The sequence below is a fragment of the Parasphingorhabdus sp. genome, assembly GCF_048269865.1.
Classification (GTDB): Bacteria; Pseudomonadota; Alphaproteobacteria; order Sphingomonadales; family Sphingomonadaceae; genus Parasphingorhabdus.
Genome location: NZ_JBLWUA010000007.1, coordinates 69278 through 95938, shown reverse-complemented (window position 1 = coordinate 95938; position 26661 = coordinate 69278). Strand labels below are relative to the sequence as shown.

Annotated in this window: 24 protein-coding genes; 13 read left to right on the top strand and 11 right to left on the bottom strand. The window is 59.4% G+C overall.

All coding sequences use genetic code 11. The features are described 5' to 3' along the window. Positions 1–96: 96 nt before the first annotated feature. The 5 genes from ACN0WW_RS10825 to ACN0WW_RS10805 form a co-directional block, all read right to left on the bottom strand. The gene (locus ACN0WW_RS10825) at positions 97–3537 is read right to left on the bottom strand and encodes a TonB-dependent receptor (RefSeq protein WP_417612299.1); all 3441 of its coding nucleotides are present in this window, start codon (positions 3535–3537) and stop codon (positions 97–99) included. 250 nt (positions 3538–3787) lie between these two features. Continuing rightward, positions 3788–4393, bottom strand: coding sequence for a uridine kinase (gene udk, locus ACN0WW_RS10820; RefSeq protein WP_417612297.1), 606 nt, complete (start codon positions 4391–4393; stop codon positions 3788–3790). Continuing rightward, positions 4390–5334 carry an isopenicillin N synthase family dioxygenase gene (locus ACN0WW_RS10815; protein WP_417612295.1) on the bottom strand — a complete coding sequence of 315 codons (945 nt, stop codon included), beginning with the start codon at positions 5332–5334 and terminating at the stop codon, positions 4390–4392. The genes udk and ACN0WW_RS10815 overlap by 4 nt, the downstream gene beginning before the upstream one ends. A gap of 44 nt (positions 5335–5378) precedes the next feature. Further along, positions 5379–6611: a NupC/NupG family nucleoside CNT transporter gene (locus ACN0WW_RS10810; protein WP_417612635.1), complete on the bottom strand. Its 1233-nt coding sequence runs from the start codon at positions 6609–6611 to the stop codon at positions 5379–5381. Positions 6612–6651: 40 nt separating this feature from the next. Further along, positions 6652–7221 (bottom strand): TIGR00730 family Rossman fold protein, encoded by a 570-nt coding sequence (locus ACN0WW_RS10805; RefSeq protein ID WP_417612293.1) that lies wholly within the window; start codon positions 7219–7221, stop codon positions 6652–6654. 126 nt (positions 7222–7347) lie between these two features. Here ACN0WW_RS10805 and ACN0WW_RS10800 point away from each other — a divergent pair, with 126 nt between their 5' ends. Both ACN0WW_RS10800 and ACN0WW_RS10795 read left to right on the top strand, forming a co-directional pair. Beyond that, on the top strand, positions 7348–7989 hold the full coding sequence (locus ACN0WW_RS10800; protein WP_417612291.1) for a queuosine precursor transporter: 642 nt from the start codon (positions 7348–7350) through the stop codon (positions 7987–7989). Continuing rightward, positions 7986–8756, top strand: coding sequence for a hypothetical protein (locus ACN0WW_RS10795; protein WP_417612289.1), 771 nt, complete (start codon positions 7986–7988; stop codon positions 8754–8756). The genes ACN0WW_RS10800 and ACN0WW_RS10795 overlap by 4 nt, the downstream gene beginning before the upstream one ends. On the opposite strand, the gene ACN0WW_RS10790 is transcribed toward ACN0WW_RS10795, so the two are convergent. From ACN0WW_RS10790 to ACN0WW_RS10770, 5 genes are all read right to left on the bottom strand, one after another. Beyond that, positions 8757–9356 (bottom strand): nucleotidyltransferase family protein, encoded by a 600-nt coding sequence (locus tag ACN0WW_RS10790; protein WP_417612287.1) that lies wholly within the window; start codon positions 9354–9356, stop codon positions 8757–8759. Between the two features lie 7 nt (positions 9357–9363). Then, complete coding sequence (locus ACN0WW_RS10785) at positions 9364–9834, bottom strand: c-type cytochrome (RefSeq protein WP_417612285.1); 471 nt, start codon at positions 9832–9834, stop codon at positions 9364–9366. Positions 9835–9847: 13 nt separating this feature from the next. Next, positions 9848–12094 (bottom strand): molybdopterin cofactor-binding domain-containing protein, encoded by a 2247-nt coding sequence (locus ACN0WW_RS10780; protein ID WP_417612283.1) that lies wholly within the window; start codon positions 12092–12094, stop codon positions 9848–9850. Continuing rightward, positions 12091–12576 (bottom strand): (2Fe-2S)-binding protein, encoded by a 486-nt coding sequence (locus ACN0WW_RS10775; protein WP_417612281.1) that lies wholly within the window; start codon positions 12574–12576, stop codon positions 12091–12093. Before ACN0WW_RS10775 ends, ACN0WW_RS10780 begins: the two co-directional genes overlap by 4 nt. Before the next feature lie 120 nt (positions 12577–12696). Then, positions 12697–13437: a hypothetical protein gene (locus tag ACN0WW_RS10770; protein ID WP_417612279.1), complete on the bottom strand. Its 741-nt coding sequence runs from the start codon at positions 13435–13437 to the stop codon at positions 12697–12699. Positions 13438–13558: 121 nt separating this feature from the next. Here ACN0WW_RS10770 and ACN0WW_RS10765 point away from each other — a divergent pair, with 121 nt between their 5' ends. The 9 genes from ACN0WW_RS10765 to ACN0WW_RS10725 all read left to right on the top strand — a co-directional run bounded on the left by ACN0WW_RS10765 (position 13559) and on the right by ACN0WW_RS10725 (position 23676). Beyond that, positions 13559–14224 (top strand): hypothetical protein, encoded by a 666-nt coding sequence (locus tag ACN0WW_RS10765; protein WP_417612277.1) that lies wholly within the window; start codon positions 13559–13561, stop codon positions 14222–14224. Beyond that, positions 14221–15501: a DUF4350 domain-containing protein gene (locus ACN0WW_RS10760; RefSeq protein WP_417612275.1), complete on the top strand. Its 1281-nt coding sequence runs from the start codon at positions 14221–14223 to the stop codon at positions 15499–15501. The genes ACN0WW_RS10765 and ACN0WW_RS10760 overlap by 4 nt, the downstream gene beginning before the upstream one ends. Further along, positions 15498–16454: an AAA family ATPase gene (locus ACN0WW_RS10755; RefSeq protein ID WP_417612273.1), complete on the top strand. Its 957-nt coding sequence runs from the start codon at positions 15498–15500 to the stop codon at positions 16452–16454. Before ACN0WW_RS10760 ends, ACN0WW_RS10755 begins: the two co-directional genes overlap by 4 nt. Next, positions 16451–17773, top strand: a complete 1323-nt coding sequence (locus ACN0WW_RS10750) for a DUF58 domain-containing protein (RefSeq protein WP_417612271.1) — start codon at positions 16451–16453, stop codon at positions 17771–17773. Before ACN0WW_RS10755 ends, ACN0WW_RS10750 begins: the two co-directional genes overlap by 4 nt. After that, positions 17770–18792, top strand: coding sequence for a stage II sporulation protein M (locus ACN0WW_RS10745; protein ID WP_417612269.1), 1023 nt, complete (start codon positions 17770–17772; stop codon positions 18790–18792). Before ACN0WW_RS10750 ends, ACN0WW_RS10745 begins: the two co-directional genes overlap by 4 nt. Then, the gene (locus ACN0WW_RS10740) at positions 18789–19736 is read left to right on the top strand and encodes an RDD family protein (RefSeq protein ID WP_417612267.1); all 948 of its coding nucleotides are present in this window, start codon (positions 18789–18791) and stop codon (positions 19734–19736) included. The genes ACN0WW_RS10745 and ACN0WW_RS10740 overlap by 4 nt, the downstream gene beginning before the upstream one ends. A 133-nt stretch (positions 19737–19869) precedes the next feature. Then, positions 19870–21066, top strand: coding sequence for an acyl-CoA dehydrogenase family protein (locus tag ACN0WW_RS10735; protein ID WP_417612265.1), 1197 nt, complete (start codon positions 19870–19872; stop codon positions 21064–21066). Between the two features lie 24 nt (positions 21067–21090). Further along, a complete protein-coding gene (locus ACN0WW_RS10730; RefSeq protein WP_417612263.1) occupies positions 21091–22224 on the top strand; it encodes an acyl-CoA dehydrogenase family protein in 1134 nt (377 codons plus the stop codon). 150 nt (positions 22225–22374) lie between these two features. Then, positions 22375–23676: a spinster family MFS transporter gene (locus tag ACN0WW_RS10725; protein ID WP_417612261.1), complete on the top strand. Its 1302-nt coding sequence runs from the start codon at positions 22375–22377 to the stop codon at positions 23674–23676. Between the two features lies 1 nt (position 23677). Here ACN0WW_RS10725 and ACN0WW_RS10720 read toward each other — a convergent pair whose 3' ends face one another. Continuing rightward, positions 23678–24415: an SDR family NAD(P)-dependent oxidoreductase gene (locus tag ACN0WW_RS10720; RefSeq protein WP_417612633.1), complete on the bottom strand. Its 738-nt coding sequence runs from the start codon at positions 24413–24415 to the stop codon at positions 23678–23680. Positions 24416–24502: 87 nt separating this feature from the next. On the opposite strand from ACN0WW_RS10720, the gene ACN0WW_RS10715 reads away from it, so the two are divergent. Beyond that, the gene (locus ACN0WW_RS10715; RefSeq protein ID WP_417612259.1) at positions 24503–25276 is read left to right on the top strand and encodes an SDR family NAD(P)-dependent oxidoreductase; all 774 of its coding nucleotides are present in this window, start codon (positions 24503–24505) and stop codon (positions 25274–25276) included. Between the two features lie 68 nt (positions 25277–25344). Further along, entirely contained in the window at positions 25345–26661 is a 1317-nt protein-coding gene (locus ACN0WW_RS10710; protein WP_417612257.1) for a spinster family MFS transporter, read from the top strand.

Here is a 26661-nt window from a genome sequence, read left to right as displayed (position 1 = left end):
TTGGTTCATCGCGATGCTTGCGCCCCAATCGACGACCGCCAAACAAAAACGGCGGCGCTTTGCAGCACCGCCGTTTTCTTGTTCTTGTCCGTTCGCCTAGAATTCGTAGCGAACACCGACCTTGATGGCCCAGCGGGATGGCAGGACATCGATATCATTGTCGCTGCCAACATTGAAGCCGCTGATGATATACTGGCCAGTGGCATTGTCGATGCCTCCGTCGACCAGATCAAGGAACCCGTCGGTTGTCTGGTTGCGGCGAGCATTACCATTGCTGTCGATAAAGTTCAGGAAATTGTCGAACACACCGAAGATTTCGATGTGATCTTCAACCCCGAAAAGACGTCCGGGACCAGGAATTTCCTGTGAAATTCGAAGATCCAGGTCATAATACCAGTCGTTGTTACAGGTGTTCCGTGGGATTGTCTGTCCGCGATATTTGGCGATGCATTTATTCTGACCGATAAACGCATCCAGATCATCCAATGCCGACTGATCTGACAGAGGCGAGACATTGGCATCGCCGGTTGCTCCGGTCGGGATATACAGCAATCCAGCGTCGCGGCTGCTCGAAATTTCGTCAAAGCCCGGATTGCCATCGAAGGTTATGCTGTACGGCAGGCCTGATTGAGCAGTGAAGACAAAGCCAAGGCTGGTCGCATAGTCGCCGAAGAATTTTTCTTCGAAATTCATCGCCGCAGTGAAGTTGTGCCGTGTCTCGAAGTTTGACGTTCCCACAGCAGGATTTTGCCGATCGAATGCAGCGGTTCGCGTGTAGTTTGAGGTGGCCGTCGAACTTGAATTATTCCGGTTATTATTGGAATCGGTCCAAGCATAGCCCAGGCTCACAAATACGCTGCCATTGTCGGTGAATATTCCGCTGTTGAAATTTTTCGTCAAGATGGCGGAAGCCGTATGGCTGTTGTAGGCACCGGAATTGGTAAGCTGAATTTCGTCTTCACGTCTTGAACCAGAAGTTGTGAAACATTCCGGATTGGCGTTGACGAATCCGCCGTTGGTTCCCGTGCCCTGATAGACAGCATTACAGCCGGGTTCCAACGGATCGATTGATTCATAGATTGGGCGGCCATCGATCATGAAGCCGTTCAGACCTTTTGTCGTGTTCACTGCATAAGTCAGATCGATGAAGTTATACGGATTGCGATTGCGGCTGAAAATATAATCGAGATTCAGTCCCCAGCCGTTAAAAAATCCACTTTCCGCGAAATTCAGACGGGTAGAGATACCAAGATTGGCACGCAACACCGTTGGAATTTTCAGGTTGGGGTCGGTGGACTGGACAGATGCGGTTCCACCAGCAGCTTCGGCGCTGGCTGATGCAACGGCACATCCGGGAATACCCGAGAATGTCCCGCCGGGCGTGATATCAACCTGGCCGTTCACTCTGGGCAGGGACGCACAGGCGGCATCGGACAGTTTCCCGATGGCGGTTACAAAGCCATCGTTGGAAAATGCATTGGAAAACCAGACGGTCGGGTCGCCGCCAGAGAATATGCCAACGCCGCCCTTGATCTGCGTATCCGAAAACAGGCCGTCGTTATACATGTCATACGTGAAGCCAAGCCGCGGCATAATGACCGGATCCAGTGCGCCGAAAGAGACGGCATTGGTATATCCATAGCGCTGTTGGAAAAGCGGGTTGGCGCGCGGCGCATCGCCCGAATACCAGTCTGCCCGGATACCAGCCAGCACGTTAAGCTGGTCAGTGGCTTGCCACTCGTCCTGCGCATAGACGGACCAGATTGTGCGTTTGAAACTGGCGGCCGCTTCATTGATGTCGCCCGAAGGTGTCGCACTGATCACGAAACCGTTGGCCTGTCCATCGATAATGTCATCTGTGCTAACAAATGTATCACGCGCGTCTCCGCCGCTCAACAGTCCAGCCTGAAGATCGGCAAAATTGTCGAAGAAGAATGTACCGGTGGCATTGACAGCGAACAGGTTGAACACATCGGCGCGATTGACTTCTCCACCAAATGTAAATGTATGATCGCCGGCAACGAGTTCCGCCTTGATCTTTGCCTGGTCGACTGTTTGCAGCAGAATATTGGCTGAACGGAACTGACCGGGACCTGCCTGGAATGTGCCGCGTTCACCCGTTACAGGATCTTCTACGCCAACTACAATCCGCGGGATGGGGTTACCGTCTTGGGCTTCGCCACCGTTGATCGGGTCCTGCTTGTCAGTGATGTCTGCACGCGAGAAACGAATTTCGGTCGAGAAATTGTCGCTCCATTCCGAGAACACACGACCGGAGAAATAGTCAGACCGCGTGCCTTCGTTTCTGTAACTTTGCAGACCGGTCACCTGCTCGGTGCCGAAGTCATCCGACAACTGCTTGTCTTCGTTCAGATATTGATAGGTGAACTCTGCACGATGACGGTCGGAAATCAACCAGTCCAGTCGGGCGAAATAGCGCGTATTGGTCTCAGGGTTGTTGCGAACCAGTGGTCCGACGGGGACGCCATAAATATTCTCGATGGTGGATGCGATCGCGTCATATGTTGCCTGATCGATAAAGGGCTGCTCATTCGGGTATCCGGTGCCTTTCGGGCCACGATTCTGGGGGCTGCCGGTAAAGTCAGCTTCTTCATATCCGACATGGAAAAACAGGTGATCAGGAACGATCGGTCCGGAGAGCGTAGCGCCCCAGCGCTTGTTTTTAAACGGCGACGGAACGGCAGCTGTGCCGCCTGCAGTATCGCCCGTCAAACTGTCGTCCTGATATTCGAAAAATGCGGTGCCGTGAAACTGATTGCCCCCCGATTTGGTAACGACGTTGATCGCGCAACCGGTAAACTGGCCATATTCAACATTGAATGGTGCCAGCTCGACCGACGTTTCCTTAATCGAATCAAAGGGAAGAGGAAGCGAGTTTCTGGAAGCAAAAGGGGTACCATTGAGGCCAAAGGTATCGGCTTGAACAATACCATCGACGGTAAACGTATTGGCACGGTCATTCGCACCAAGGCAGGTCACGCGATCGACTGATCCTCCTTGCTCCCGGTTCAGACTGACGCGCGGGTCAAGCCGGATGATATCTCTGATGTCACGGTTTACCGAGGGAACATTCGCGAGTACATCGGCGTCAAAAGATTGTCCTGGACCGATTGCCCGCTGCGAAACATTGGCACGAGATGCAGTAACAACGATCATTTGATCACTGGAACCGCCGGCCAATGCAAAGGTAAAGCGGGTGCTTCCCTGCAAGTTAATATAAACATCCTTTACGGTTTGACCTTCGAACCCGTCGGCTTCAGCCGTCACGGTGAACGGGCCGCCAGTGATCAAGGAAGCTGCGCGAAAGGTGCCATTGCTGTCGGAAGTAACCGAGCGAGCCTGCCCTGTCCGAGTATCGGTTACGACGACTGTTGCATTTGGAATCGCCATGCCATTTTCGTCGGTCACGCGGCCTTCAATAGATGAAGTTGTTTGCTGTGCCGCTGCTGGCGTGGCCATCAGGCCTGCTGTAGAAAGGCTGACAATGCTGGCAGCCAAAAGATATTTGATTTTCATGATATGCATTCCCCGTTTCATGAACCACTTAAAATAAAACTGTCTAAAAATGATCGTCTGCGAACTATCGCGAGCTCGGCCGAAGCAAGCCGTCTGTAGGGCCCATAAATGACAGTTTTGTCTCAAGTGAAACGAGAAATGCCGCGCTGCAGCATTTTATTTTCGCACTGCAAAATTCTGGTCCGCTATTTCGCGCGCAAAAACCGGTTGCGGCCCGAAATCGCCAAGACCAACCCGTTGGTTTTGCTTGCTATATTCGAGCGCATATTTGCGCGAACAGCTGTTCAAACGCGCTGGCGCACTGTTGCGAATTTATCACGATATCGGCATGGTGTTTTGAGGGCTCGACATGCAAGTCATGCATCGGCCCAACCTGATTGGCGAATTGTTCGTGCACGGATTGCGGGGTCCGCCCCCGTTCGCGAACATCGCGTTCGAGTCGCCGGGCAAAACGCGTCTCGGAATCGCATTCGACGAAGATACTGAGATCGAGAAGGTCGCGCAGGGGCGCATGCTGCAGGATCAATATGCCGTCGATCAAAATGATGGGGCGGGGTTCCGTTCGCTCGGTTTCCGCTTTGGGCATATGGGTGGGAAAGTCATAGAGCGGCCGGTCGATCGTCTGCCCCTTCTTGAGCTGCGCTAGCTGGGCGCACAGCTGGTCGAAGTCGACCGCATCGGGATGATCGAAATTGGGTCCGCCCTTGCCCTCGGGAGCATCGCCCAGGCCAAAAAAATAATCATCCTGCGGCAGAATCACGCATTGGTCGGGGCCGAGACGTTCTAATATTTTGTGGGTCAGCGTCGTTTTACCGGAACAGCTGCCGCCGCTGATGCCAACCGCTTTGGGCTTCATATCAGGCCGATCTCGCGCAGCCGCTGCTGCAGATAGTCATGCGCAGTGATCGGTTCCGGGTAGCGATTAGGATGCTCCTCATCGATGCAGCTCGGCAGCGTCTCGATCAGATAGTCGGGCCGGAAATGCAGGAAGAAGGGCATGGAATAACGCGAAAAACCGCGGCGTTCCGGTGCCGGGTTGACAACGCGGTGAGTGGTCGAAGGCAGGCGATCATTGGTCAGGCGCTGCAGCATGTCGCCGATATTCACCGCCAACTCGCCGGCTTTCGGCGTGACGGCGCGCCAGTCGCCCTTCCGGTCGAGCAGTTCCAGGCCCGCTTCCTCGGCGCCGATCAGCAGGGTGATGGTATTGATATCCTCATGCGCTCCCGCCCGCACGGCGGGCGAATCTTCCGGCACCGGCGGATAGTGAATCAGCCGCATCACCGAATTGCCGTCGCGTACGGTATCGACGAAAAAGTCGGGCGACAGCTCGAGAAAACGCGCGATCGCCTCGAGAATGCGCGCGCCAGCCTTGTCGAAGGCAGCGTACATTTCGCGATAGGTTTCCCTGAAGCCGTCGAGTTCCTTTGGCCAGATATTGGGCGGCATATAGGGTTCGAACTTGTGGCCGGCTGGCAGGTCGCGGCCGATATGCCAGAATTCCTTCAGATCCTGTATGTCCGAGTCCTTGGCGCTTTCGGTGCCGAAGGGCGTATAGCCGCGTGCGCCGCCGCCGCCGGGGATATGATAGGCGCGCTTGACCTCTTCCGGCAGCGCAAAAAATGCGCGCGACATCGCTTCGGCGCGTTCGATCAGTTCTGCCGGGATGCCATGGTCGGCGACCACGGCAAAGCCCCAGTCGGTAAAGCTGCGACCGATCCGCTCGGCAAAGCCATCGGGATTGTCATCCGCCATGGCCAGCGAAACGGCGGCGAGCGTGTCTTGGGTCTGGTTCATGGCGTTAAGATGCGTCCTTGCGCGTGTTTGTCAATCGGGATCGCTCAGCCGAGCGACAGCAGGATACCGGCGAGCGCGGCGCTCATCAGATTGGCGAGCGATCCGGCGGCCAGCGCGCGCAGGCCGAGGCGGGCGATCACCGGGCGCTGATTGGGGGCGAGCCCGCCGGTCACCGCCAGCTGGATGGCGATGCTGCTGAAATTGGCAAAGCCGCACAGGGCGAAAATCACGATGGCATTGGTCAGCGGCGAGATGCCGGGCTGCAGCTTGCCCAGTTCGATAAAGGCGACAAATTCGTTGAGCACGACCTTGGTCCCGAACAGGCCGCCGGCGCCGAGCGCCTCGTCCCAGGGCACGCCGATCAGATACATGATCGGCGCGAAAATATAGCCGATCACCTGCTGGAAGCTGAGGTCGGGATAGCCGAACCAGCCGCCGATGCCCCCGAGCAGGCCGTTGGCCAGCGCGACCAGCGCGACAAAGGCGAGCACCATTGCGCCGACGGCGACGGCGAGCTTGACCCCGGTCTGCGCGCCCATGCCGGCGGCCATGATGATATTGGCCGGTTTTTCGTCTTCATATTCGACCGCAACCACCAATTCTTCCGGGGTGGGGTCATCAGGGTTGTCGGGCATGATGATCTTCGCCATCAATATCCCGCCCGGCGCCGACATGAAGGCGGCGGCGAGCAGATAGTCGATGCGGATGCCCATCGCGGCATAGGCGGCGAGGATAGTGCCGGCGACGCCTGCCATGCCGACGCTCATCACGGTAAACAGCTGCGACTGGGTCAGACTGGCGAGATAGGGGCGTATGACCAAAGGCGATTCCGACTGGCCAACGAAGATATTGGCGGCAGCACAAAGCGATTCGACTTTCGAGATACCGGTGATTTTCTGAATCCCGCCGCCGACCCATTTGATGATGAACTGCATCACGCCGAGATAATAGAGGATCGAGATCAGCGCCGAGAAGAAGATGATCACCGGCAGCGCGGCGATCGCGAAGCTGTTGCCGCCAATCGTCGGATCGGCCAGCGGCCCGAAGATGAAATTGGTGCCGGCCGAAGCATAGCCCAGCAGATTGGAGACGCCGAAAGCCATCGCTTCGATGATCCGTTTTCCGGCAGGTATATAGAGCACGATCACTGCGATCCCGGCCTGCAAGGCAAAGGCGGCACCGACCACGCGGAACCGGATATTGCGCCGTCCGGTCGACAGGCCGAAAGCGATCAGCAGGATCAGGGCCATGCCGGCGATGCTTGTCAGGATAGGCATCATGCGATTCCTCCGATCAGATTTGCGGGCCGCAGCGAGTTCACCATTTGAAACTGCCGGCTTCGGTGGTGCACGCATCGGCGAGGCGCTCGAGACAATCGTCGACATCATCGGACACGATCAGATGTTTGCGTCGTTCCGCAGACACGAAGCCCTGTTCGGCCATGGTGTCGAGAAAGGCGATCAGCGCATCCCAATAGCCCTCGATATTCAAAATCGCGAAAGGCTTGTTGTGATAGCCGAGCGCATTCCAGCTCCAGGCTTCGAACAATTCATCCATCGTACCGACCCCGCCGGGCAAGGCCACAAAGGCATCGGTCAGATCGGTCATCCTGGCTTTGCGCTCGTGCATGTTGGGCACGATGTGGAGTTCGGTGACCCCGGTATGCGCGACTTCCAGATCTTTCAGCATTTCCGGTATCACGCCATGCACCTTGCCGCCTTCGGCGAGCACAGTGTCGGCGATGGTGCCCATCAGACCAAGCCGACCGCCGCCATAGACCAGATCCACGCCGCGGGCCGCCATGGCCTTGCCGAGCAATATAGTGGTGGCGGCATAAGCGGGATTGTTCCCGCTATTGGCGCCACAATAAACAGCCAGTCTTTGCAAATGTTCCCCCGATCGCGCGACATACCGGGCCGCGATCTGATATTGTCTGTCTCTATTTCCCTATAGAAAAAATGCGCGGTGTGACTATTTCTTTTTTTTTGCCACCGACCGCGCTAGGTCTTCGCGATGACAGAAACTGCACCGAAAAATCTCATCCCGCGCTCGCTGTTCGTCTTCGCCGTGCTCTATGGCGGGATGACCTGCATCGCCGGCATCCTGGGCGCGAAACAGGTCGCGATCGGGCCGCTGGCGGTGGAATCCGGTATCTTTCCGTTCCTGCTGCTGGTGGTCTTGTCGAGTTCGGTTGCGGAACTGCATGGCCGGGACATCGCCAACCGGCTGGTCCGCTTCGGCTTTATTCCGTTGATCACCGCGATCGTCCTGATCCAGATCGTGCTGGCGCTGCCGACCGATCCAGGCATGTATGAACCGGCCAAGGAAGCCTTTCCGATCATATTGTCGCAAGGGACCCGGCTGATGTTTGCCGGCATTATTGCCTATGGTGTGTCGCAGTTTCTCAATGTCTATATCTTTTCCCGGCTGACCAATATGCAGGGGGCATTGCTGGCGTTGCGCGCGGCCATTGCCAGCGCGTTGTCGCAAATTGTCGACACGGTCATTTTCATCACCGTCGCCTTTTACGGCGAGCGTCCAATTGGGCAGCTGCTGTTGGGGCAGGGCTCCGCGAAGGTCGTGCTGTCCTTCCTGCTGGTGCCGTTCCTGATCGTGTTTTTCGTCAAGCTGGGGCGGTGGCTGGACCGGGAATGAAGGCTTTTGCCTGTTCCCTGATCTCTCTTTTGCTCGCACTGACCGGCTGTTCGCCCGCCACATCTGATTCACCGCCAGCAGGCGCGACGATGGTTACCGTCCTTGGTGCCATCCATGGCCAACATCGCAGCAGCGAACGCTATTCGCTGGCGGTTTTGCGCGACGCTATTGTCAGATTTGATCCGGACCTGGTGCTGGTGGAACTGCCGAAGGATAGCTTCGCCACAGCCTCCGCGAATTTCGGCAAATATGGCGAGGTGCGCGAAAACCGGGTCGATGATTTTCCGGAACTGACCGACGTCGTCTTTCCGCTGCGCGAGACGCTCGGTTTCAGGATGATCCCGGTTGCGGCCTGGAGTGCGGAAATCGCTGCGGAGCGGCGCGCGACAGAAAAGCGGCTCGAACAGGATCCCACGCGCGCGGCGGACTGGCTGGAATATCAGGAAGCGGCCCGAGGCTACGCCAAAACGGTTTCTGGCCGATCGGATGACCCTTCTTTCATCCATTCCAGCCCCTATGATGTTGCGGTCAAGGCGCGGCAGGAGACATACAACCGGCTGTTCGGCGATGACTTGGCAGCGGGCGGCTGGCAAACGATCAATGCCGCGCATCTCGCCAATATCACGGCCGCGCTGGATTTGGTCAGCGGCCAGGAAAAGCGTGTACTGATCCTGTTTGGCGCGTGGCATAAATATAAGATCGTGGAAGGATTGCAGGCTCGGCAGGACATCTTTTTGGTCGATGCGGCACCGCTGTTTGAGAGATGATTAGCCGCTATTGTTATGGATCATAGTTTCTGCGCGGGCGAGATCCTCCTCGGTATCAATATCCATAAGAACACGGTCGTCGCCCGGTATCAGATGCGCCTCTGCCAGGAGGTTCCGGGCACCGGAATCACCTTCGAGCGCCAATAGGCTTTCTAGCCGGTCGCGCGAAAAAATCGCCGGGGGCATGGCTTGTCCGTCGCGCGAGGAGGCGATGGTGCCGCCTGATCGGGCGAAGGCGGCCAGCAGCTGGCCCAGATGGTCGGCCGCCACAAAGGGCATGTCGGCCAGCAGGATGCACAGCGCGCTGGCGTTGCTATTGATAGCATGGGCAGCGGCAAGTCGGACCGATGTTGCCTGCCCGCGCGCGGCGTCCTGATTGGCGAGGATCTGATAGCCCAGAGCGCGCCACTGCGGCGCGCAGCGATGATCTGGCGAACCGATCACCAGCTTGCCGGCAAAAGGAAGCGCTGCAGCGGTCTCAGCCGCGTGCAGGCCCAGCATCTTGCCACCCAATGATGCGCTCAGTTTGTCGCGATCGCCAAATCTCCGGGATTGTCCGGCGGCGAGCAGCGCCAGAGTGATATCGGGGCGCTGGTTCAACGGGCGCTCAATTGGCAGCGGTGCTTTCCAGATAGGCGATAATCGCTTCCCGCTTGCCGGCGTCCGTGACCGCGCCGGCGACCATCGCGGTGCCGGGGATTTTTGCCGATGGATCGGCAATATAGTCGTCCAGATTGGCTGCGGTCCACGTGATGCCAGACGCTTTCAGCGCGTCCGAATAGGAAAATCCGGCAACCTGTCCGGCGGCTTGGCCGACGATCCCGAACAGATTTGGCCCGGCACCATTGGCGGCGCCTTTATCGACGGTGTGACAGGCCCCGCAATTGGCAAAAGCCGCTTTTCCTTCCGCCATCAGGCTGGTGGAAGTATCCTTGTCGGTGATGGCAGCGGTCGCCGCCGGTGCCGCTCCGGGTTCACGCACAATGGTCTGTTCCACAGGCTCGGGCGCAGGGTCCGGGCCACAAGCGGTCAGCATGATCAGCGAAGCCAGCGCGGCTGCGGGAGAGAGTTTCAACATTGCAGGGCTCCGGTCAGGCAAAATCATGCTTGGCTATGGGCAGCTCGCGGATCCGCGTGCCGGTGGCGGCAAAAATCGCGTTGGTCACTGCCGGGGCGATGGGTGGCAGGCCCGGTTCGCCGCCGCCGCCGAGATGCTTGTGGTCGCCATTGATCAGAGCCACTTCGACCTCCGGCATTTCGTTGATCCGGAGCATCGGATAGTCATGGAAATTGCTCTGCTGCACCTTGCCATCCTTCAGCGTGATTTCGCCATGAAGCGCTGCGGTCAGACCATAAGCAATGGCGCTTTCCATCTGGGCGGTAAAGCCGTCGGGATTGATGACAAAGCCAGGGTCGGCGGCGACATGGACTTTTTTCACTTTTGGTTTCGCGCCGCTCATGTCGACTTCGGCGACCTGCGCGACGATTGATCCGAAAGAAGGCACAAAGGCGATTCCCCGTCCGTGCTTGTCGGGCAGCGCAGTGCCCCAGCCGGACATTTTCGCAGCGGTGTCGAGCACGTTCAGATGCCGCGGTGATCTGGCCAGCAATTCGCGGCGGAACGCATAGCCGTCCTTACCGGCGGCGTGGGCCATCTCGTCGACAAAGGATTCGATGAAGAATCCGTGCTGGCTGTGATCGACCGACCGCCAGGGACCAAAGCGCAACTGGGTCGGGACATCGACCTTGCGGATCCTGTGACTGGCGATGTTGTAATAAGGGACAGTGGGCGCATCTTTGGGATCGAACAGATGGGTATGGATATTCTCCCAGCTGATCGCCTTGCCATTCTTGTCGAGGCCGCCCCGGAAGCGGCTGGTTGCCGACGGGCGATAATGGTCCTGCGCCGTATCTTCTTCGCGCGACCAGATCATCTTGACCGGATAGCCGGTGGCCTTGGCGATTCGGGTCGCCATGGTGATATTGTCGCTTTCCGACCGCCGCCCGAACCCGCCGCCCAGATAGGCATTGTGATAGGTCACATCCTCGAAGGCGAGACCCGCGGCATCGGCGGCGGCCTGCCGCGCATTGACCGGCGCCTGATGGCCCGACCACACATCGCATTTGCCGTCGCGGACCCAGGCGGTGCAGTTCATTGGCTCCATCGTCGCATGGGCGAGGAAGGGCACCTTATATTCGGCTTCGACTTTGGTCGCCGCATCAGCGAAGCTCTTGCCGACATCGCCGCTTTCGGTTTCCATGTCGCCGCCGTCGTCGCCCGCTTCGTCGAGATGGCTGGCGTAGCGGGCAAACAGCGCCTCCTGATCGAGACTGTCGCCTTCGGTCTTGCTATATTTCGTGTCGATGCTGTTCAGCGCCTGTTGCGCCTGCCAATAGCCGTCGGCCACAACGGCGACAAAATCCCCCATATTGAGGATCTGCAGCACGCCGGGCATCGTTTTGGCGGTCGTCGCGTCCATCGATTCAACCGTGGCGCCGACCACCGGAGGGGCCTTGACCGCTGCATATTTCATGCCCGGCACATCGGCATCGATACCGAAAGCCGCGCTGCCATCGACTTTCGCCGGGATATCATGGCGTGCTTTCGGCTGGCCCATGATGGTGTAATTTTCCGGAGATTTGAGCGCCGGCTTTGCGGGCAGGCTTTGTTCCGCTGCGGCCAGCGCGAATTTCGAAAAGGGTTCCGACTTGCCGCTTTTGGTATGCATGATCATGCTGTCGGCGGTGGTGATCTCACCAGCCGGCACCTGCCATTCGCTGGCGGCGGCTGCGACGAGCATCTCGCGGGCAGCGGCACCGGCGGTGCGCATCGCTCGCTGACCGGTGGCGCGCACGGAATAGCTGCCACCGGTAAATTGCAGGCCCATCGCCTGCGCCAGTTCCAATATACCGCCCGAGACCGTCGGTTCGAAAATCGCCGGGACCTCGAGATCGGGAAACAGAAAATCGCGGCCGATTGAATCGGAGACATATTGCATGTCCGCCGGGGCCTCGAGAATCTGCACCTTGTCCCAGTCGGCGTCCATCTCGTCCGCCAGCATCTGGGCGAGCGCGGTATAGACGCCCTGTCCCATCTCGACGTGGGGGATCACGGCAGTGACGACGTTGTCGGCATCGACCTTGACCCAGGCGTTGAGCAAATGCTCATCCGCGCCATTGGTCAGTAGCGGACTCAGCCGGTCAGTCGGATTGCCCTGACGGACGGCAACGCCGACCACCAGCGCGCTGCCGGCGACTACGCCAGCACCGATGAAGGCGCGTCGCGTCCATTTACCCGATTTGCCGGGGTTTTTGCCCGCTGTCTTGGTCTTGTTCATGCCAGCGTCTCCTGCACAGCGGGCTGTTCCATGCCCGCTGCGGCCTTGATCGCCTGACGAATCCGGTTGTACATTCCGCAGCGACAGACATTGCCCGCCATTGCGGCGTCGATCTGCGCGTCAGTCGGCTGCGGGTTTTTCTGCAACAGCGCAGTGGCCGACATGATCTGGCCCGACTGGCAATAGCCGCATTGTGGGACCTGCGCTTCGATCCAGGCCTGCTGAACCTTGTGCAAGGTGCCGTCTTCGCTGGCAATGCCTTCGATGGTGGTGATCGCCTTGCCTTCGGCCGCGGATATCGGCGTCGAGCAGCTGCGGACAGGCTTGCCGTCCAGATGCACAGTACAGGCCCCGCATTGCGCAATGCCGCAGCCGAATTTGGTGCCGGGCAGTTCCAGATTCTCGCGCACGACCCACAGGATCGGCGTCGCTGGGTCGACATCGACTGTCTTGGCTTGACCGTTGACGTTCAGCTTGATCATGGAAATTTCACCCGGATAATTTAATAGCAATTTGCAACTTATAGCGAAACGGTCAGATCAAGCCAAGTGGCCTTTCGGACAGGGGATGGCCGCTGCTGCCATTATGGGGTTCGGCCAATGTCAGGCGAATATATCAGCAAGGCTGGTGTTGTCCGTGCCCTCTTTTGCGGTGCGCAGATCCACATAGACAGAGGCGACGCCGGCACCCTGAATCGCTCCGGTCAACGTGTTCACCAGAGTGGATACCAAGACAACCGCTGTCGTGCTCCAGAAGCTCATCATGCCGCCGATAAAACCGATAACCGACGCGAGGATGATGAAGATGATCAACAACAGAAATATCAGACCCTTGGACCCCGAGGTCAGTTCGGCGCTGCGTTTCAGGGAATCGATCACTCCCTTGTCCTCGGCCATCATGACCGGTGTGGCGATGATCCACATCAACGTCAATATCACGCCGGGCACGACAAGCAGTAGCAAACCGAATCCGATCCCCAATGACATCAGGATGCCAAGTCCAATCAACGGCAGGAATTTCCGGACAGCACGGGCCACACAATCTCCGAGATTGATCGGCTTGTTACCGAGATCATTGATCGTCGCCACGATCAGCGTCGCCTGCAGCACGACGGAAAAAAATGTCATGACGAAAAAGCCGATGACCGAACCCAAAACCGCGGTCGGTGACAGGAAAGCGGTCGCCAGCGCTTCCGGCTGGCCCTGTACTATTTCCACCAATCCATTGGGAATCCCGACAATCAGGAAAGACAGGCCCAGAAAAATGGCCGGATGACGACCGATCACCCCGAATGTGTTGTTCATCACCCGCCCGATATCGAGCCTGTTTTCCGAATTAGCCATTTGCCCTGCCCCCAAGATGTTAACCCGTCGCAGATTTGCACAATGATTGCCGAAGGTAAAGGATGGATGAGGGGCAATCTTCACTCTTGCTCCCGATACCGGTTTCTGCGACATCCCGACCGTGGCTGAAGCGCAAGACAGAAGTGGTGATGTAGGTGCTTCCTTTGATGCGATGTGGAACGATGTCCGCGCCGACAAAGATATCCAGTTTGTTCCAACTCCGCCTTCCAAAGCCCCCGAAATCCCGCAATGGTGGCGCGATTTTCTAGGCTGGCTGGGCGATCTTATCGCACCGGTCTTCGAAGCCATTGCCGCCGCCTGGCCGATCTTGCGGATCCTGCTGCTGGTCCTGCTGGCCGTCGGGGTGCTGACCCTGATCTGGGTGATAGTGGCACCCTATGTCGAGCAATGGCGCGGCCGCAAGCCAGCCGAAGAGGAGAGCTGGCAACCGCAGCCGGAGGACGCCCGCGCGCTGCTCAGCGAGGCGGAGGCGCTTGCTGCAGAGGGTCAATTTGAGCGGGCGGTCCGGCTTCTCCTTCAGCGCAGCATCGCCGATATCGAGCAGCGTCGTCCTGACTTGCTGCGGCCGTCGAGCACCGCGCGGGAGATCGAGCGGTTTGAAAAGCTGCCCGATGCGCCGCGCGCGATGTTCGCGGTGATTGCGGGTCAGGTCGAGCGGGGCGTATTCGCGGCGTTGCCGATCGACGAAAGCGGGTGGCAGGCAGCACGGGATGCCTATGCCGGATTTGCGCTGAGCGAAAGCTGGCGGAAGGCGGCGCAATCATGAGCAGCCAGGTCAATCCGTTCCGGCGCACCACGATCATCATCATGTTCGCAGTCGGCTTCGCCGCCTTTGTGGCTTTGCTCTATGGACTGGGCATGGGCGATCCGCTGGCCTCCGGCAAGAATGGCGAGGCGCACGGCGCATCCAACAGCATCGTGGGGTACAAGGCGCTGGTCAGCCTGCTGGAAAAAACCGGGGTGCCAGTGCAATATTCGCGCTCCCAGGCCGGCATGGACAATAAGGGCTTGCTGGTTCTGACGCCCGGGCCGTTCACGCCCGCCGCCGATATTGACGCTGTCGTTCAGCAGCGCGCCTATATCGGCCCGACCATGATCATCTTGCCGAAGTGGCAAGTGGCCGGCGACCGGAAGCTGCAGAAAGGCTGGGTGTATCGCGGAGCCCCGTGGGACGGGGAGCTGGGCGCGGAAATGCTTGCAGAGGTAGCAGAGGTTGCCGTTGCCATCGATGACAAGGCTAAAGGTGGCAAATCGCTTGCTTCCGCGGTTGGTGTGCCGGTGAAAGCCCCGGAAATGCCAGTGACGATCACCGGCGATTCGGTCCGTACGATCGTTCGCGGACCGACGTCCAAGGGCGCGCTGGTTGCCTATATCGATGATGGCGGCGTCTATGCCCAGCTGGATAGTCTGGACGAATCGCAAATCACCGATGAAGACAAGATAGATGCAGACTTTTATCCGGTGGTGGTTGTCGCCGATGCGGATCTGCTCAACAATGCCGGTATGGCCGACAAGCAAACCGCCCGCCATGCGCTTGCGCTGATCAAGGCGGCGGCAATGGCCAGCGACGGCGGCGTCACATTCGATCTGACATTCAACGGTCTGGGGAGCGCCAAAAATCTGCTGACTCTGGCTTTTTCGCCGCCCTTTCTTTCCGCCACGATTTGCCTGATCACCGCAGCGCTGGCGGCCGCGTGGATGGCCTTCAACCGGTTCGGTCCGCCGGTGATGGAGAAGCGCAGCATCGATTTCGGCAAAAGCGCGCTGGTCAACAATAGCGCTGCATTCATCAGCCGGATGCAACGGACCTATCTGGTCACGGACCCCTATGCCGAACTGATCCGCAGCCAGTCGGCCGAGGCGATCGGTATCAGCTCGCAGGCGAATGCTCAGGAAATCGATCAAAAACTGGATGCGCTCGGGGAGAGTGATGGAAATCGCTTCTCGGCCCTGTACCAACAATTGGTCCGTGCCCGCAAACCGCAAGACATCGCGGACGGGGCCGCCGCCCTCCACGCCTGGAAAAAGGAAATGATTGGATGAATATCGACGAACTGAAGAGCCTGGCAGACAATATCCGCAGTCAGGTGGGCAAGGCGATCATCGGACAGGAAGAGATTGTCGACCACCTGCTGATCGCGCTCTTCTCGTCCGGCCATGTCCTGCTCGAAGGACCGCCGGGGACCGCGAAGACTTTTCTGGCGCAATGTTTCTCCGCCACCCTTGGTCTGGATTTCGGCCGGATCCAGTTCACGCCCGATCTGATGCCCGGCGACATTATTGGGTCCAATCTGTTCAACTTTCAGACCAGCAGTTTCACGCTGACTCGCGGCCCCATTTTCTGCGATCTGCTTCTGGCCGATGAGATCAACCGGACACCGCCGAAAACGCAGGCGGCGATGCTCGAGGCGATGCAGGAACGGTCGGTCACGATCGATGGCGAGACCCATGCGCTGGGTTCTCGCTTCATGGTCGTCGCGACCCAGAATCCGATCGAGCAGCAGGGCGTTTATCCTCTGCCCGAAGCCCAGCTCGACCGGTTCCTGTTCAAGCTGCTGATCGAATATCCCGATGCAGAGGAAGAGAAAAAGATCGTCAGCCAATATGGCGAGCGCAGCGGCGCGCCGGTGCCCGAGGATTTTGGCATCGCCCAGCAGGTGGATGGCGCTGCGCTGACCGCCGCCACCGAGGTGGTGCGCTCGGTCAAGCTGGTCGATGATGTAGTTGATTATGTGGTCCGGCTGATCCGGGCGACGCGCGAAACCGCTGATCTCGAAAATGGAGCCAGCCCGCGGGCCGCGATCATGCTGGCCCATGCGGCGCGAGCGCGGGCCGCGATGTCCGGGCGCGACTATGTGATCCCCGATGATGTCAAGGCGCTGGCCCCGTCGGTGCTGCGCCACCGAACCATGCTCTCCCCCGCGGCAGAGATCGAAAGCCGGCAGATCGACAGCATCATCGCCGGGCTGGTCGAGCGGACGGAAGCGCCGCGTTGAATTTTTACCCGACGACACGGGCCATCTGGCTGATTGCGCTTGGCGCGCCGATTGCTGCTGTACTGGCAGCGATCATCCCGTCGCTCTGGGCGATCGGGGCTGCCTGGGCGCTGATGCTGATATTGCTGCTCCTGCTCGACGGACTGGTCGCGGCCAAGGCGAACAGGGTGCAACTGGCGGTGGCCAAAAGCGCCGAAATCGGATCGCCCGTGCAATTGGGTCTGGAGGCTGCGTTTTCCGGCAAGATCGCGCCGCGAGAAGTGTTCGGCACTCTGGGGCTGGACGAGCGGCTGGCGGAAACGGGCGCCGTCGCTTTTTCGCTGGACAGCGGCGTCGCCGCAAATGGCGCTTTTTCCGGCCAGGCTACCATCATACCGGTCCGGCGCGGGATTGGTGAAATCGGCCGATTGTGGCTGCGATGGAAAGGGCCGTTGGGCCTCGCCTGGCGGCAGACCCAGAAACAAAGCAAGCAGACCGTGGCGGTGATGCCGAATATTGCGGCGGTGCGCAGTCCGACGGTGCAAATGTTCCTGCGCGATTCCCTGTTCGGCTTGCTCGCCCGGAAGTTTCGCGGCGAAGGCAGCGAGTTCGAAGCGCTGGCTGAATATCAGCCGGGCATGGACCGGCGCAGCATCCACTGGAAAGGGTCGGCGCGGCACAGCAAATTGCTGGCCAAGGAATATGAAACCGAGCGGAACAACCAGATCGTGTTCGCGCTGGATTGCGGTGCTGCCATGTGCGAGCCGGTCGATGGCCTTCCGCGCATCGACCGGGCGGTGTCGGCGGCGCTGTTGACCGCCTATATTGCGCTCAAGGCAGGCGACCGCAGCAGCCTGTTCAGCTTCGCCGCCAAGCCGGAACTGTCGACTCCCTTCCTCTCGGGCAGCCGCAATTTTTTCGGCTTGCAGCGGGCAGCCGCGACCATTGAGTACCGGCATCAGGAAAGCAATTACACCCTGGCGCTATCGACCTTGCAGAGCCAGCTCCAGCGACGCTCGCTGATCATCATTTTCACCGATTTCACCGATCCGACCGCAGCCGACCTGATGCTGGAAGCGGTCGGGCGGTTGATCGACAGGCATCTGGTGCTGTTCGTGGTGCTGGAGGACCGCGAGCTGACGTCGATTATCAATAAAGCGCCGACAAGCGCGGAAGATGTCGTGCGGGCGGTGACCGCCCAGAATTTGCTCGCTCAGAAAAAGCTCGTGGTAACCAGACTCCGCCATATGGGCATTGATGTGATCGAGGGCGCGCATCAGGATGTCGGCACGCGCCTGATCAATTCCTATCTCAGCATAAAAAGGCGGGGCAGCTTGTGAGCACCGAACAGGCCCTGAGTGCAGCGGTGCTCCGCAGCGACCGCTTCCGGCTGGAACGGGAAGCCGACTGGATCCGCCTGGAAGAGATTGTCAGCAAAATCGAAAAGGGCAAGGCCAGACGGCTTTCCGACGACGATGTACTGGCGCTGCCGACGCTGTATCGGACGCTGCTGTCCAGTCTGTCGATCGCTCGGGAAAATTCGCTCGACGCTGGCCTGATCGACTATCTCGAAGGGCTGGCGCTGCGCTCCTATTTTCTGGTCTATGGCACCCAGACCAGCTTCGTACGCTGGCTTGGCAGTTTCTTCGGCGGGGGCTGGAGCCGGGCGGTGCGAGCGATCCAGTTTGATATCTGGATTGCGTTGTTCGTGATGATCGCGGGGGCCGCGATCGGTTATATATTGGTCGCGGGCGACAGCGACTGGTTTTACGCGCTGGTGCCGGGCAATTTCTCGGACGTGCGCGTGCCGGGGGCGAGTGAAGAGGCCCTGCGCAGCACGCTGTTTGGCGGGCAGCAGGAGGACGGGCTGGGCGTATTTGCCGCCTTTCTGTTCAGCAATAATGCGCAGGTCGCGATTCTGGCTTTTGCGCTCGGCTTTGCCTTTGCCATTCCGAGCATATTGCTGCTGATTCACAATATGGCTTTGCTCGGCGCGATGCTCTGGGTCTTTGCGCAGCGCGGGTTGACGGTGGACTTTGTCGCCTGGCTCTCGATTCACGGCACGACCGAATTGTTTGCGATCCTGCTCGCCGGCGCGGCGGGCGTCCATGTCGGCCGTTCGATCGCCTTCCCGGGCGCTCGCTCGCATCTCAAGGCGGGGAGTGATGCCGGGAAGCGTGCCGCTCTGGTGATGGCCGGGGTCATCATCATGCTGATCTGTGCCGGTCTGCTCGAGGGCTTTGCCCGGCAGCTGATTGACAATACCGCCGGTCGTTTTGGCGTCGGCGGCGCTATGCTGCTGATGTGGCTGAGCTATTTCATCGGTTTCGGCCGGGACCGGCGGAGGCCAGGGGCATGAGCGACAGCAGAGCCGTTGAGCCATGGATCCGGCGATCCGCAAACCCCAAGCTTGACCGCATTCTCGTCACGCCGGAAGGCGTCCCGCTGAACGTGACCGTCGCAGCAGCAGGCGCGCGGGCGGGAGCGCTGGCGCTCGATATCGTGATCATCATCGGACTGATCCTGGTGGCAACGCTGATCGGAGCCGTGCTGCTATGGGCATTTGGCGTTGCCTTCGACGGCGGGCTGGAAAATGCCAGCGGCCCACTGCAATTTCTGGCTGTATTGTGGATCATTTCCGTCTTTCTGTTCCGCAACGCCTATTTTCTCTATTTTGAATTGGGCGACCGGGCCGCGACATGGGGGAAACGTGCCATGGGCATAAGGGTCGCGGCGCGGGATGGCGGCCGGCTAACCGCCGAAGCCGTGATTGCGCGCAATATCGTGCGGGATGTCGAGCTGTTCCTGCCGCTCGTATTCCTGACCTCCGGCGAAGCCAGCGGGACGATGACGGATATGACCGCATTGGCGGGATTTCTATGGGTTTTGATGTTTCTGCTGTTTCCGTTGTTCAACCGGGACCGGCTGCGCGGCGGTGACGTGATCGCAGGCACCTGGGTGATTCAGAATGTGAAGAAGAATCTGGGGGACATCGTTGCCCCGGCAGCATTGGAGGCCGGGACGGATGGTCGCGCACCAGCCGCGCTCTATCAGTTCTCGGATGACGATTTGTCGGTCTACGGCGAATATGAGTTGCAGACTCTTGAAAATGTTCTGCGCAGCGATCAGGACGACGCGCTGCAAAAGGTCGCCGCGTCGATCTGTCAGAAAATTGGCTGGGAACCGGGAAGCGGTGACGAGCGAGCGTTTCTGGAAGCTTATTATACTGCGCTCCGCGCGAGGCTGGAACGCAGCATGAGATTCGGCAAGCGGCGAAAAGACAAGCACAGCGTCGAGGAATGAGTAGCGGGATACCGAAGACCGGATAGCGGTGATCCTTGCATGCCGTAGCGTCACCTTAATTGCTCGGTTAATTGCTTGTTTCCGGCGGTTTTCAGCCTATAGTCCGGCCAAATTCAGACCGAGGAGTGCCATCATGAATCTGGAATTCACTGAAGAAGAAAAGGCCTTTCGCGCCGAAGTGCGTGAATTTATTGACAATAATTATCCGGAAAATATCGGCACGCGCGGCGTGCAGGACGAGATGAGCCGCGAGGACATGCTCGCCTGGCACAAGATTCTCGGCAAGAAGGGCTGGTCGGTTCCGGCCTGGCCGAAAGAATATGGCGGCACCGACTGGACGCCGACGCAGCGCTATATCTGGTCGGAAGAAAATGCCCGCAAGAATACCGTGATGCCGCTGCCTTTCGGCGTCGCGATGGTCGGCCCGGTGATTTACACCTTCGGCAATGAAGAACAGAAAGCGCAGCATCTGCCCGGCATCCTCTCGGGCGACGTATGGTGGTGCCAGGGCTATTCCGAACCGGGTGCCGGCTCGGATCTCGCCTCGCTGAAGACCACCGCAGTACGCGATGGCGATGACTATATTATCAACGGGCAGAAAACCTGGACGACGCTGGCCCAGCACGCCGACTGGGGTTTCTTCCTCTGCCGCACCGATCCCGATGCGCCGAAGCCGCAGATGGGCATCAGCTTCATTCTGGTCGACATGAACACGCCCGGTATCGAAGTCCGCCCGATCAAGCTTATCGACGGTGGCTATGAGGTCAACGAAGTGTGGCTGACCGATGTCCGCGTGCCGGCGACCAATCTGATCGGCGAAGAGAATAAGGGCTGGACCTATGCGAAGTTCCTGCTCGCGCACGAACGCTCCGGCATTGCCGGTGTCGCGCGCTCCAAGCGCGGCGTCGAACAGCTGAAGGAAATTGCCACCTCGGAAATGCTCGATGGCAAGCCGCTGATCGAGGATATGGGCTTTGCCACCAAGATCAGCCAGCTGGAAATCGATCTCTCGGCGCTGGAAATTACCGAACTCAGGACGCTGGCAGGTGAACAGGCGGGCAAGGGCCCGGGGCCGGAAAGCTCGCTGCTGAAGGTGAAGGGCACGGAGATCCAGCAGCGGCTCACCGAGCTGACGCTGGAAGCGGTCGGCTATTATGGTGCGCCCGATTTCCGCAGCTTCCCGGACGACGGGTCGAACGACTTCCCGATTGGTCCGGACTATGCCCATCATGCGGCACCGACCTATTTCAACATGCGCAAGACGTCGATCTATGGCGGATCCAACGAGATCCAGCGCAATATCATCACCAAAATGATCCTCGGCCTTTAACCGGACCGATACAGGGGAACGAATATGGATTTCGATTTTACCGACGAACAGAATATGGTGCGCGACGGCATTTCGCGCCTGATCCGTGAACAATATGACTGGGACACCCGGCGCAGCGTCGTCGAAAGCGAGTCCGGCTGGCGGCCCGAGCTTTGGGCGCAGCTCGCCGAACTCGGCATGCTCGCCGCGCCTTTTTCGGAAGAAGATGGCGGCTTTGGCGGTGCGACCGAAGCGATGATCATCATGGAAGAATTCGGCAAGGGCCTTGCGGTCGAGCCGTTCATCCCGAGCGTGGTCTGCGCTGGCGGCTTTCTGAAACATGGCGGCAGCGCCGCGCAGCGCGAGGAATATATCGGCGGAATCATTTCCGGCGAGATGGTCTTTGCCTTCGCCTATGCCGAACCGCGTGGCCGCTACGATCTGGCCAATCTGGAAACGACCGCCAAGGCCGATGGTGGCGACTATGTTCTGAACGGGCACAAGGCCGTGGTGATCGGTGCGCCCTGGGCGACGCATTTTGTCGTCACGGCCCGGACATCAGGCGAGCGTACCGACAGCGACGGCGTGTCCGTCTTTATCGTGGCGAAGGATGCGCAGGGCGTCAGCACCCGCGATTATGCCACGGTCGATGGCCGCCGCGCGTCGGAAGTCTATCTCGAGAATGTGAAAGTTTCCGGCGATGCTCTGATCGGCGACGCGGGGGCGAGCCTGCCGCTGATCGAGAAAGTGGTCGATGAAGCCACCGCCGCCGTTTGCGCTGAAGCGGTTGGCGCGATGAAGGTGACCAACGAAACTACCGTCGACTATTCGCGCCAGCGCAAGCAGTTCGGCGTGCCGATCGGCTCGTTCCAGGTGCTTCAGCACCGGATGGCGGACATGCTGATGGAATATGAGCAGTCGGTGTCGATGTGCTATCTGGCGACGATCAAGCTCGACGAGGATGAGGTCACGCGCAAGAAGAACGTCTCTGCTGCCAAGGTCCGCATCGGTCAGGCCGGCCGGTTCATCGGCCAGTCGGCGATCCAGACGCATGGCGGCATGGGCATGACCGACGAGCTTGCGGTGGGCAGTTATTTCAAGCGGCTGTCGATCATCGAGAGCGAATTCGGCAGTGTTGACCATCATATGCGGCGACATATTGCGCTGACGGCGGCCTAGCCGGATATAGAGCCGCTCGTCCTGAGTCTGTCGAACGACGAACGGATTTAGTCCGCCTATGTTTAACCCTATCAATTAAGGTGATAGAGCCTGTCTGGCTCTGTCCCCTTTTTCACGCTACGCCGTCTTCATCCTTTGGAGAGGGCGCAGATGAACATGAAATCCGGGCCGGCCGCTAGCGGCGTCTATCGTTATTATGTGTTGGTCATGCTGATGCTGACCTTCATGTTCAACATCGCTGATCGACTGGTGATGTCGATCCTGATCGAGGACATCAAGGCGGATTTTGTGCTGAGCGACACGCAAATCGGGCTGCTTGCCGGGACCGCTTTCACCTTTTTCTATCTGATATTGGGAATCCCGGCCGGCCGGCTGGCGGATCGCACCAATCGCAAAACGATGGTGGCTGTTTCCCTGGCCCTGTGGAGCCTGATGTCGGCCTTGTGCGGCGCGGCGCTGGGCTTCTGGACTCTGCTGCTCGCCCGGCTTGGTGTCGGTGTAGGGGAGGCGGGCGGCGGGCCGCCTTCGGCGTCAATCATCACCGATTATTTTGCGCCGCATGAGCTGTCGCGAGCGATGGGTATATTTGCTGCGGGTGCCGTGCTCGGCCCGGTGCTCGGCTATATCGCCGGAGGATTGATCGCAGAAGCCTATGGCTGGCGCTGGACGTTCGTGATCCTGGGGCTGCCCGGGATATTGCTGGGCATTCTGCTCTATTTCACGGTCCTCGAGCCCCAGCGCGGTCGCTTCTATGCAAGGACGTCACCGGCAGCGGTTTCCTACAAGCAGCAGCCGTTCATGACCACCATGCGGTCTTTGTGGGCGAACAGCGTCTTCGTTCGCGTGGTCATCGCCAACAGCTTTACCAATATGCCGGCCTATGCCTTCGCGATATGGCTTGCGCCGATGCTGATCCGCAATTTTGATCTGACGTCGGGAGAGGCAGGCGTGTATCTCGGTGCCATGCTGTTTTTCGGCGGCGTGCCGGCAATGATATTGGGCGGCTATCTTGCGGACTTTCTCGCCCGGAAAAATCCAAGATGGCGTCCATGGTATTGCGGGGTGGCGGTTTTCCTGACCATGCCCTTCTGGATCCTGTGCCTGTTGACGACCAGTCTGGAAGTGACCCTTGGCCTGTATATCTGTGGCTATGTTCTGCTGGTATCGACACAGGGCGCGGCCATTTCGATGGTCCAGGCGGCCGTGTTGCCTACCGAACGCGGCACTGCCTCCTCGATCAGCAGCCTGGCGATCACTCTGCTCGGTTACGGCATTGGCCCGGCGCTGATCGGATTGATGAGCGACAATTGGGCCGATGCTTATGGCAGCCTTTCGCTGAACTATGCGGTCATCGCGACCGTTTTTGTCAGCCTGTCACTGGCAACAATATTGTTCTGGTGGACCGGCAAGGCAGTTACAGAAGAGCTTGAGCCCTCGCCGGCGGCTGCCTGAATCAAAGCAGCAACCCGCCATCGGCGATGAGTGTCTGACCTACCACATAGCCCGCCAGCGGCGATGCGAGAAACAGCGAGAGACCGGCCATATCGTCGGGATCGCCGATGCGGCCCAGCGGGATCGAGCGGATCGTGGCATCCCGGCGCTTGGGATTTTCGGTCGTTACCTTGGTCATCTTGGTTGCGATCAGGCCCGGCGCGATACCGTTGACCCTTATGCCGTCGGGCGCCCATGCCTTGCCCAGGGTCCGCGTCAGCCCGGCCGCGCCGGCCTTGGAGGCATTATAGCCCGGATTGCCGACGGTCGCATGAAAGGCGGCGGTCGAACTGACGATGATCAGCGAACCCTTCGCCTCTTTCAGCAAATCGTAAAACTGTCCGGCGCAGGTCATCAGGCTGTTGAGATTGACCTGCACCACTTTGGCAAAATTTTCGGGTTCGAATTCGGCCCGCTTGTACAGCACCATGCCCTGCGAGCAGATCAATATGTCCAGCTTGGTAAATTTCTGCCGCAGCGCGGCGATCGCGCTATCATCTGCGGCATCGAGCTGATGATAGGTCAGTCCGTCGAGATCGGATCCGTCCGCCTTGTCATATTGCCCTTCGCTGTCGCGGGTGCCGGTGACATGCACATCCGCGCCACAGCTGCGGAAAGCCTGCGCGGTGGCGTTGCCGATGCCGCTTGAGCCACCGATGATGCAGACGGTTTTGCCGGTAAAGTCGAGGGATGTGTCGATCATATTCTTCTCCTATGCAATTGACTATTGGCCGAGCATTTGCTGTTCGTCTAGACCCGCCAGGATATTGGCATCGCACGGAGCATCATGATGGACATTCCCTTTTCTCTGGCAGGTCGTACGGCCCTGATCGCTGGCGCCTCTTCCGGTTTCGGCGCCCGTTTTTCGGAACTATTCGCGGCGGCTGGCGCGCGTGTGGTCCTCGGTGCGCGGCGCACCGATCGTACGGCAGAGCTGGCGGAAAAGATCAATAGCGCTGGCGGCGAGGCGCTGGCGGTTCCGCTCGATGTTACCGACGAAGCCTCGATTATCGCCGCCTATGACGCCGCAGAAGAGAAATTCGGTACGGTCGACTCGATCGTTGCCAATGCCGGCGTTTCGGTTGCCGGTCGCTCGACCGATGTCCCGGCGGACCGGTTGCAGACGTTGCTCGATACCAATTTCAAGGGCGTCTATCTGGTTGCGCGCGAGGGCGCAAAACGCCTGATCGCCGCGGGCAGCCGCGAAAAGGAAAATGGCCGGATCGTGATCATCGGCTCGATCACCTCGCGCCTGACCGGCGAGGGCGACAGCGCTTATGCCGCCAGCAAGGCCGGCGTGACTCATCTGAGCCGCAATCTGGCGCGCGAATGGGTGCGGCAGGGCGTGAACGTCAACACTATCCATCCCGGCTATATCCCGACCGAAATTCAGGGCGACTGGTATCAGACCCCCGGCGGTGAAGCGCAAATCGCCGGCTTCCATCGCCGCCGGTTGCAGGACATCGAATCGCTCGATCCAATGATGCTCTACTTCTCGTCCGATGCGTCGCGGATGGTGACCGGATCGGATATCATCGTCGACGACGGCCAGTCTCTCTGAGGGCCGGGTGAGCGGCCCTAACTAAACAAAGGGTGCCGGGGCAAAAATAAACCTGTCATAGCCTGCCTATGGCAGAGGACATCCGCCCCAACGAGGGCATCGAGCATTCGGCAGATTCCGTATCTGCCTCGCGACGGCGCGCAAACTATGCGCTGGCCGTGATCTTCATCGTCACCATGCTCAATTTTCTCGACCGACAGGTGATCTCGATCGTCGCCGAGCCGATCAAGCGTGATCTCGGCCTCTCCGATACCCAGCTCGGATTGATGACCGGCCTGTCCTTTGCCGTCTTCTACACCACTTTGGCAATTCCGCTGGCGGCGCTGGCGGATCGCTGGAACCGCAGTCGGATCATCGGCATTGCCATCGCCATCTGGTCGCTGATGACGATCCTGTGCGGTCTCGCCGGCAGTTTCATCCAGCTGTTTCTCGCGCGGGTCGGAGTCGGCATCGGCGAAGCCGGTTCGGCGCCTGCCTCGCACAGCCTGATTGCCGATCTGTTTCCGCCCGAACGGCGCGCCGGAGCCCTCGGGATCATGGGCGCGGCGGTCCCGGTCGGCGCCTTTCTTGCCTATGCCGGTGGCGGCTATGTCACCGAAATGTTCAGCTGGCGGGCGGCCTTCCTGCTCGCCGGTGTGCCGGGCCTCCTGATTGCCCTGCTGGTCTGGTTCACCGTGCCCGATCCCCGCGGCAAGGTCAGCCTCGCCAAAGCCTTTCAGCCGACGGAAGGCGAAATCACTCTGCGTACGGCGCTGCTCGAACTGTCGCGCAAGCCGGCCTACTGGCATCTCGTTGCCGCCGGCATCCTGGTGCAGTTCATATCCTATGGGCTGGCCAGCTTCTACGGCGGCCTGTTTGTCCGGGTGCACGGCATGGACTATGCCGAGCTCGGCTGGAAACTGGGTGTGCTGGTCGGGGTGACGGGCGGCTTCGGCGCCTGGTTCGGCGGCAAGGTCGGCGATATTATCGGCAAGCGTGATCCGGTGCTGCCGCTGCTGGTCAGCGGCATCGTACTGCTGATCGCTGCGCCCGGCATGATTGCCGCCATCTATGCCGGCAATGCCAATCTGGCCATCATCCTGCTCGGCTTCCCGACCTTTTCCGCGACCTTCTATTTCGGGCCGAGCTTTGCGGCGGTCCAGATGCTGGCCAGTGACCGTACCCGGGCGATGGCTGTCGCTATCTATCTGATGCTAGCCGGTCTGATCGGGCTGGGCCTTGGCCCGGTATTTGTCGGCGGCCTTTCGGACTATTTCGCCGGCGGCAATCGCGCCCTGGAAGCCAGCGCGCTACAAAAGGCGCTGGCTGTACTGGCGCTGTTCAACCTGTGGGCAGGCTTTCACTACTGGCGGGTGTGGACCTGGATGAAGCGCAAGCCCGCCTGA

What these genes read in the sequence shown, in the direction of transcription:
- ACN0WW_RS10770 (WP_417612279.1), bottom strand. Translation starts at nt 13,437, where the DNA reads ATGGCTAATTCGGAAAACAGGCTCGATATCGGGCGGGTGATGAACAAC.
- udk (WP_417612297.1), bottom strand. Translation starts at nt 4,393, where the DNA reads ATGAAGCCCAAAGCGGTTGGCATCAGCGGCGGCAGCTGTTCCGGTAAA.
- ACN0WW_RS10735 (WP_417612265.1), top strand. Translation starts at nt 19,870, where the DNA reads ATGAATCTGGAATTCACTGAAGAAGAAAAGGCCTTTCGCGCCGAAGTG.
- ACN0WW_RS10810 (WP_417612635.1), bottom strand. Translation starts at nt 6,611, where the DNA reads ATGCCTATCCTGACAAGCATCGCCGGCATGGCCCTGATCCTGCTGATC.
- ACN0WW_RS10800 (WP_417612291.1), top strand. Translation starts at nt 7,348, where the DNA reads ATGACAGAAACTGCACCGAAAAATCTCATCCCGCGCTCGCTGTTCGTC.
- ACN0WW_RS10825 (WP_417612299.1), bottom strand. Translation starts at nt 3,537, where the DNA reads ATGAAAATCAAATATCTTTTGGCTGCCAGCATTGTCAGCCTTTCTACA.
- ACN0WW_RS10785 (WP_417612285.1), bottom strand. Translation starts at nt 9,834, where the DNA reads ATGTTGAAACTCTCTCCCGCAGCCGCGCTGGCTTCGCTGATCATGCTG.
- ACN0WW_RS10780 (WP_417612283.1), bottom strand. Translation starts at nt 12,094, where the DNA reads ATGAACAAGACCAAGACAGCGGGCAAAAACCCCGGCAAATCGGGTAAA.
- ACN0WW_RS10740 (WP_417612267.1), top strand. Translation starts at nt 18,789, where the DNA reads ATGAGCGACAGCAGAGCCGTTGAGCCATGGATCCGGCGATCCGCAAAC.
- ACN0WW_RS10775 (WP_417612281.1), bottom strand. Translation starts at nt 12,576, where the DNA reads ATGATCAAGCTGAACGTCAACGGTCAAGCCAAGACAGTCGATGTCGAC.
- ACN0WW_RS10755 (WP_417612273.1), top strand. Translation starts at nt 15,498, where the DNA reads ATGAATATCGACGAACTGAAGAGCCTGGCAGACAATATCCGCAGTCAG.
- ACN0WW_RS10710 (WP_417612257.1), top strand. Translation starts at nt 25,345, where the DNA reads ATGGCAGAGGACATCCGCCCCAACGAGGGCATCGAGCATTCGGCAGAT.
- ACN0WW_RS10795 (WP_417612289.1), top strand. Translation starts at nt 7,986, where the DNA reads ATGAAGGCTTTTGCCTGTTCCCTGATCTCTCTTTTGCTCGCACTGACC.
- ACN0WW_RS10725 (WP_417612261.1), top strand. Translation starts at nt 22,375, where the DNA reads ATGAACATGAAATCCGGGCCGGCCGCTAGCGGCGTCTATCGTTATTAT.
- ACN0WW_RS10815 (WP_417612295.1), bottom strand. Translation starts at nt 5,334, where the DNA reads ATGAACCAGACCCAAGACACGCTCGCCGCCGTTTCGCTGGCCATGGCG.
- ACN0WW_RS10730 (WP_417612263.1), top strand. Translation starts at nt 21,091, where the DNA reads ATGGATTTCGATTTTACCGACGAACAGAATATGGTGCGCGACGGCATT.
- ACN0WW_RS10760 (WP_417612275.1), top strand. Translation starts at nt 14,221, where the DNA reads ATGAGCAGCCAGGTCAATCCGTTCCGGCGCACCACGATCATCATCATG.
- ACN0WW_RS10715 (WP_417612259.1), top strand. Translation starts at nt 24,503, where the DNA reads ATGATGGACATTCCCTTTTCTCTGGCAGGTCGTACGGCCCTGATCGCT.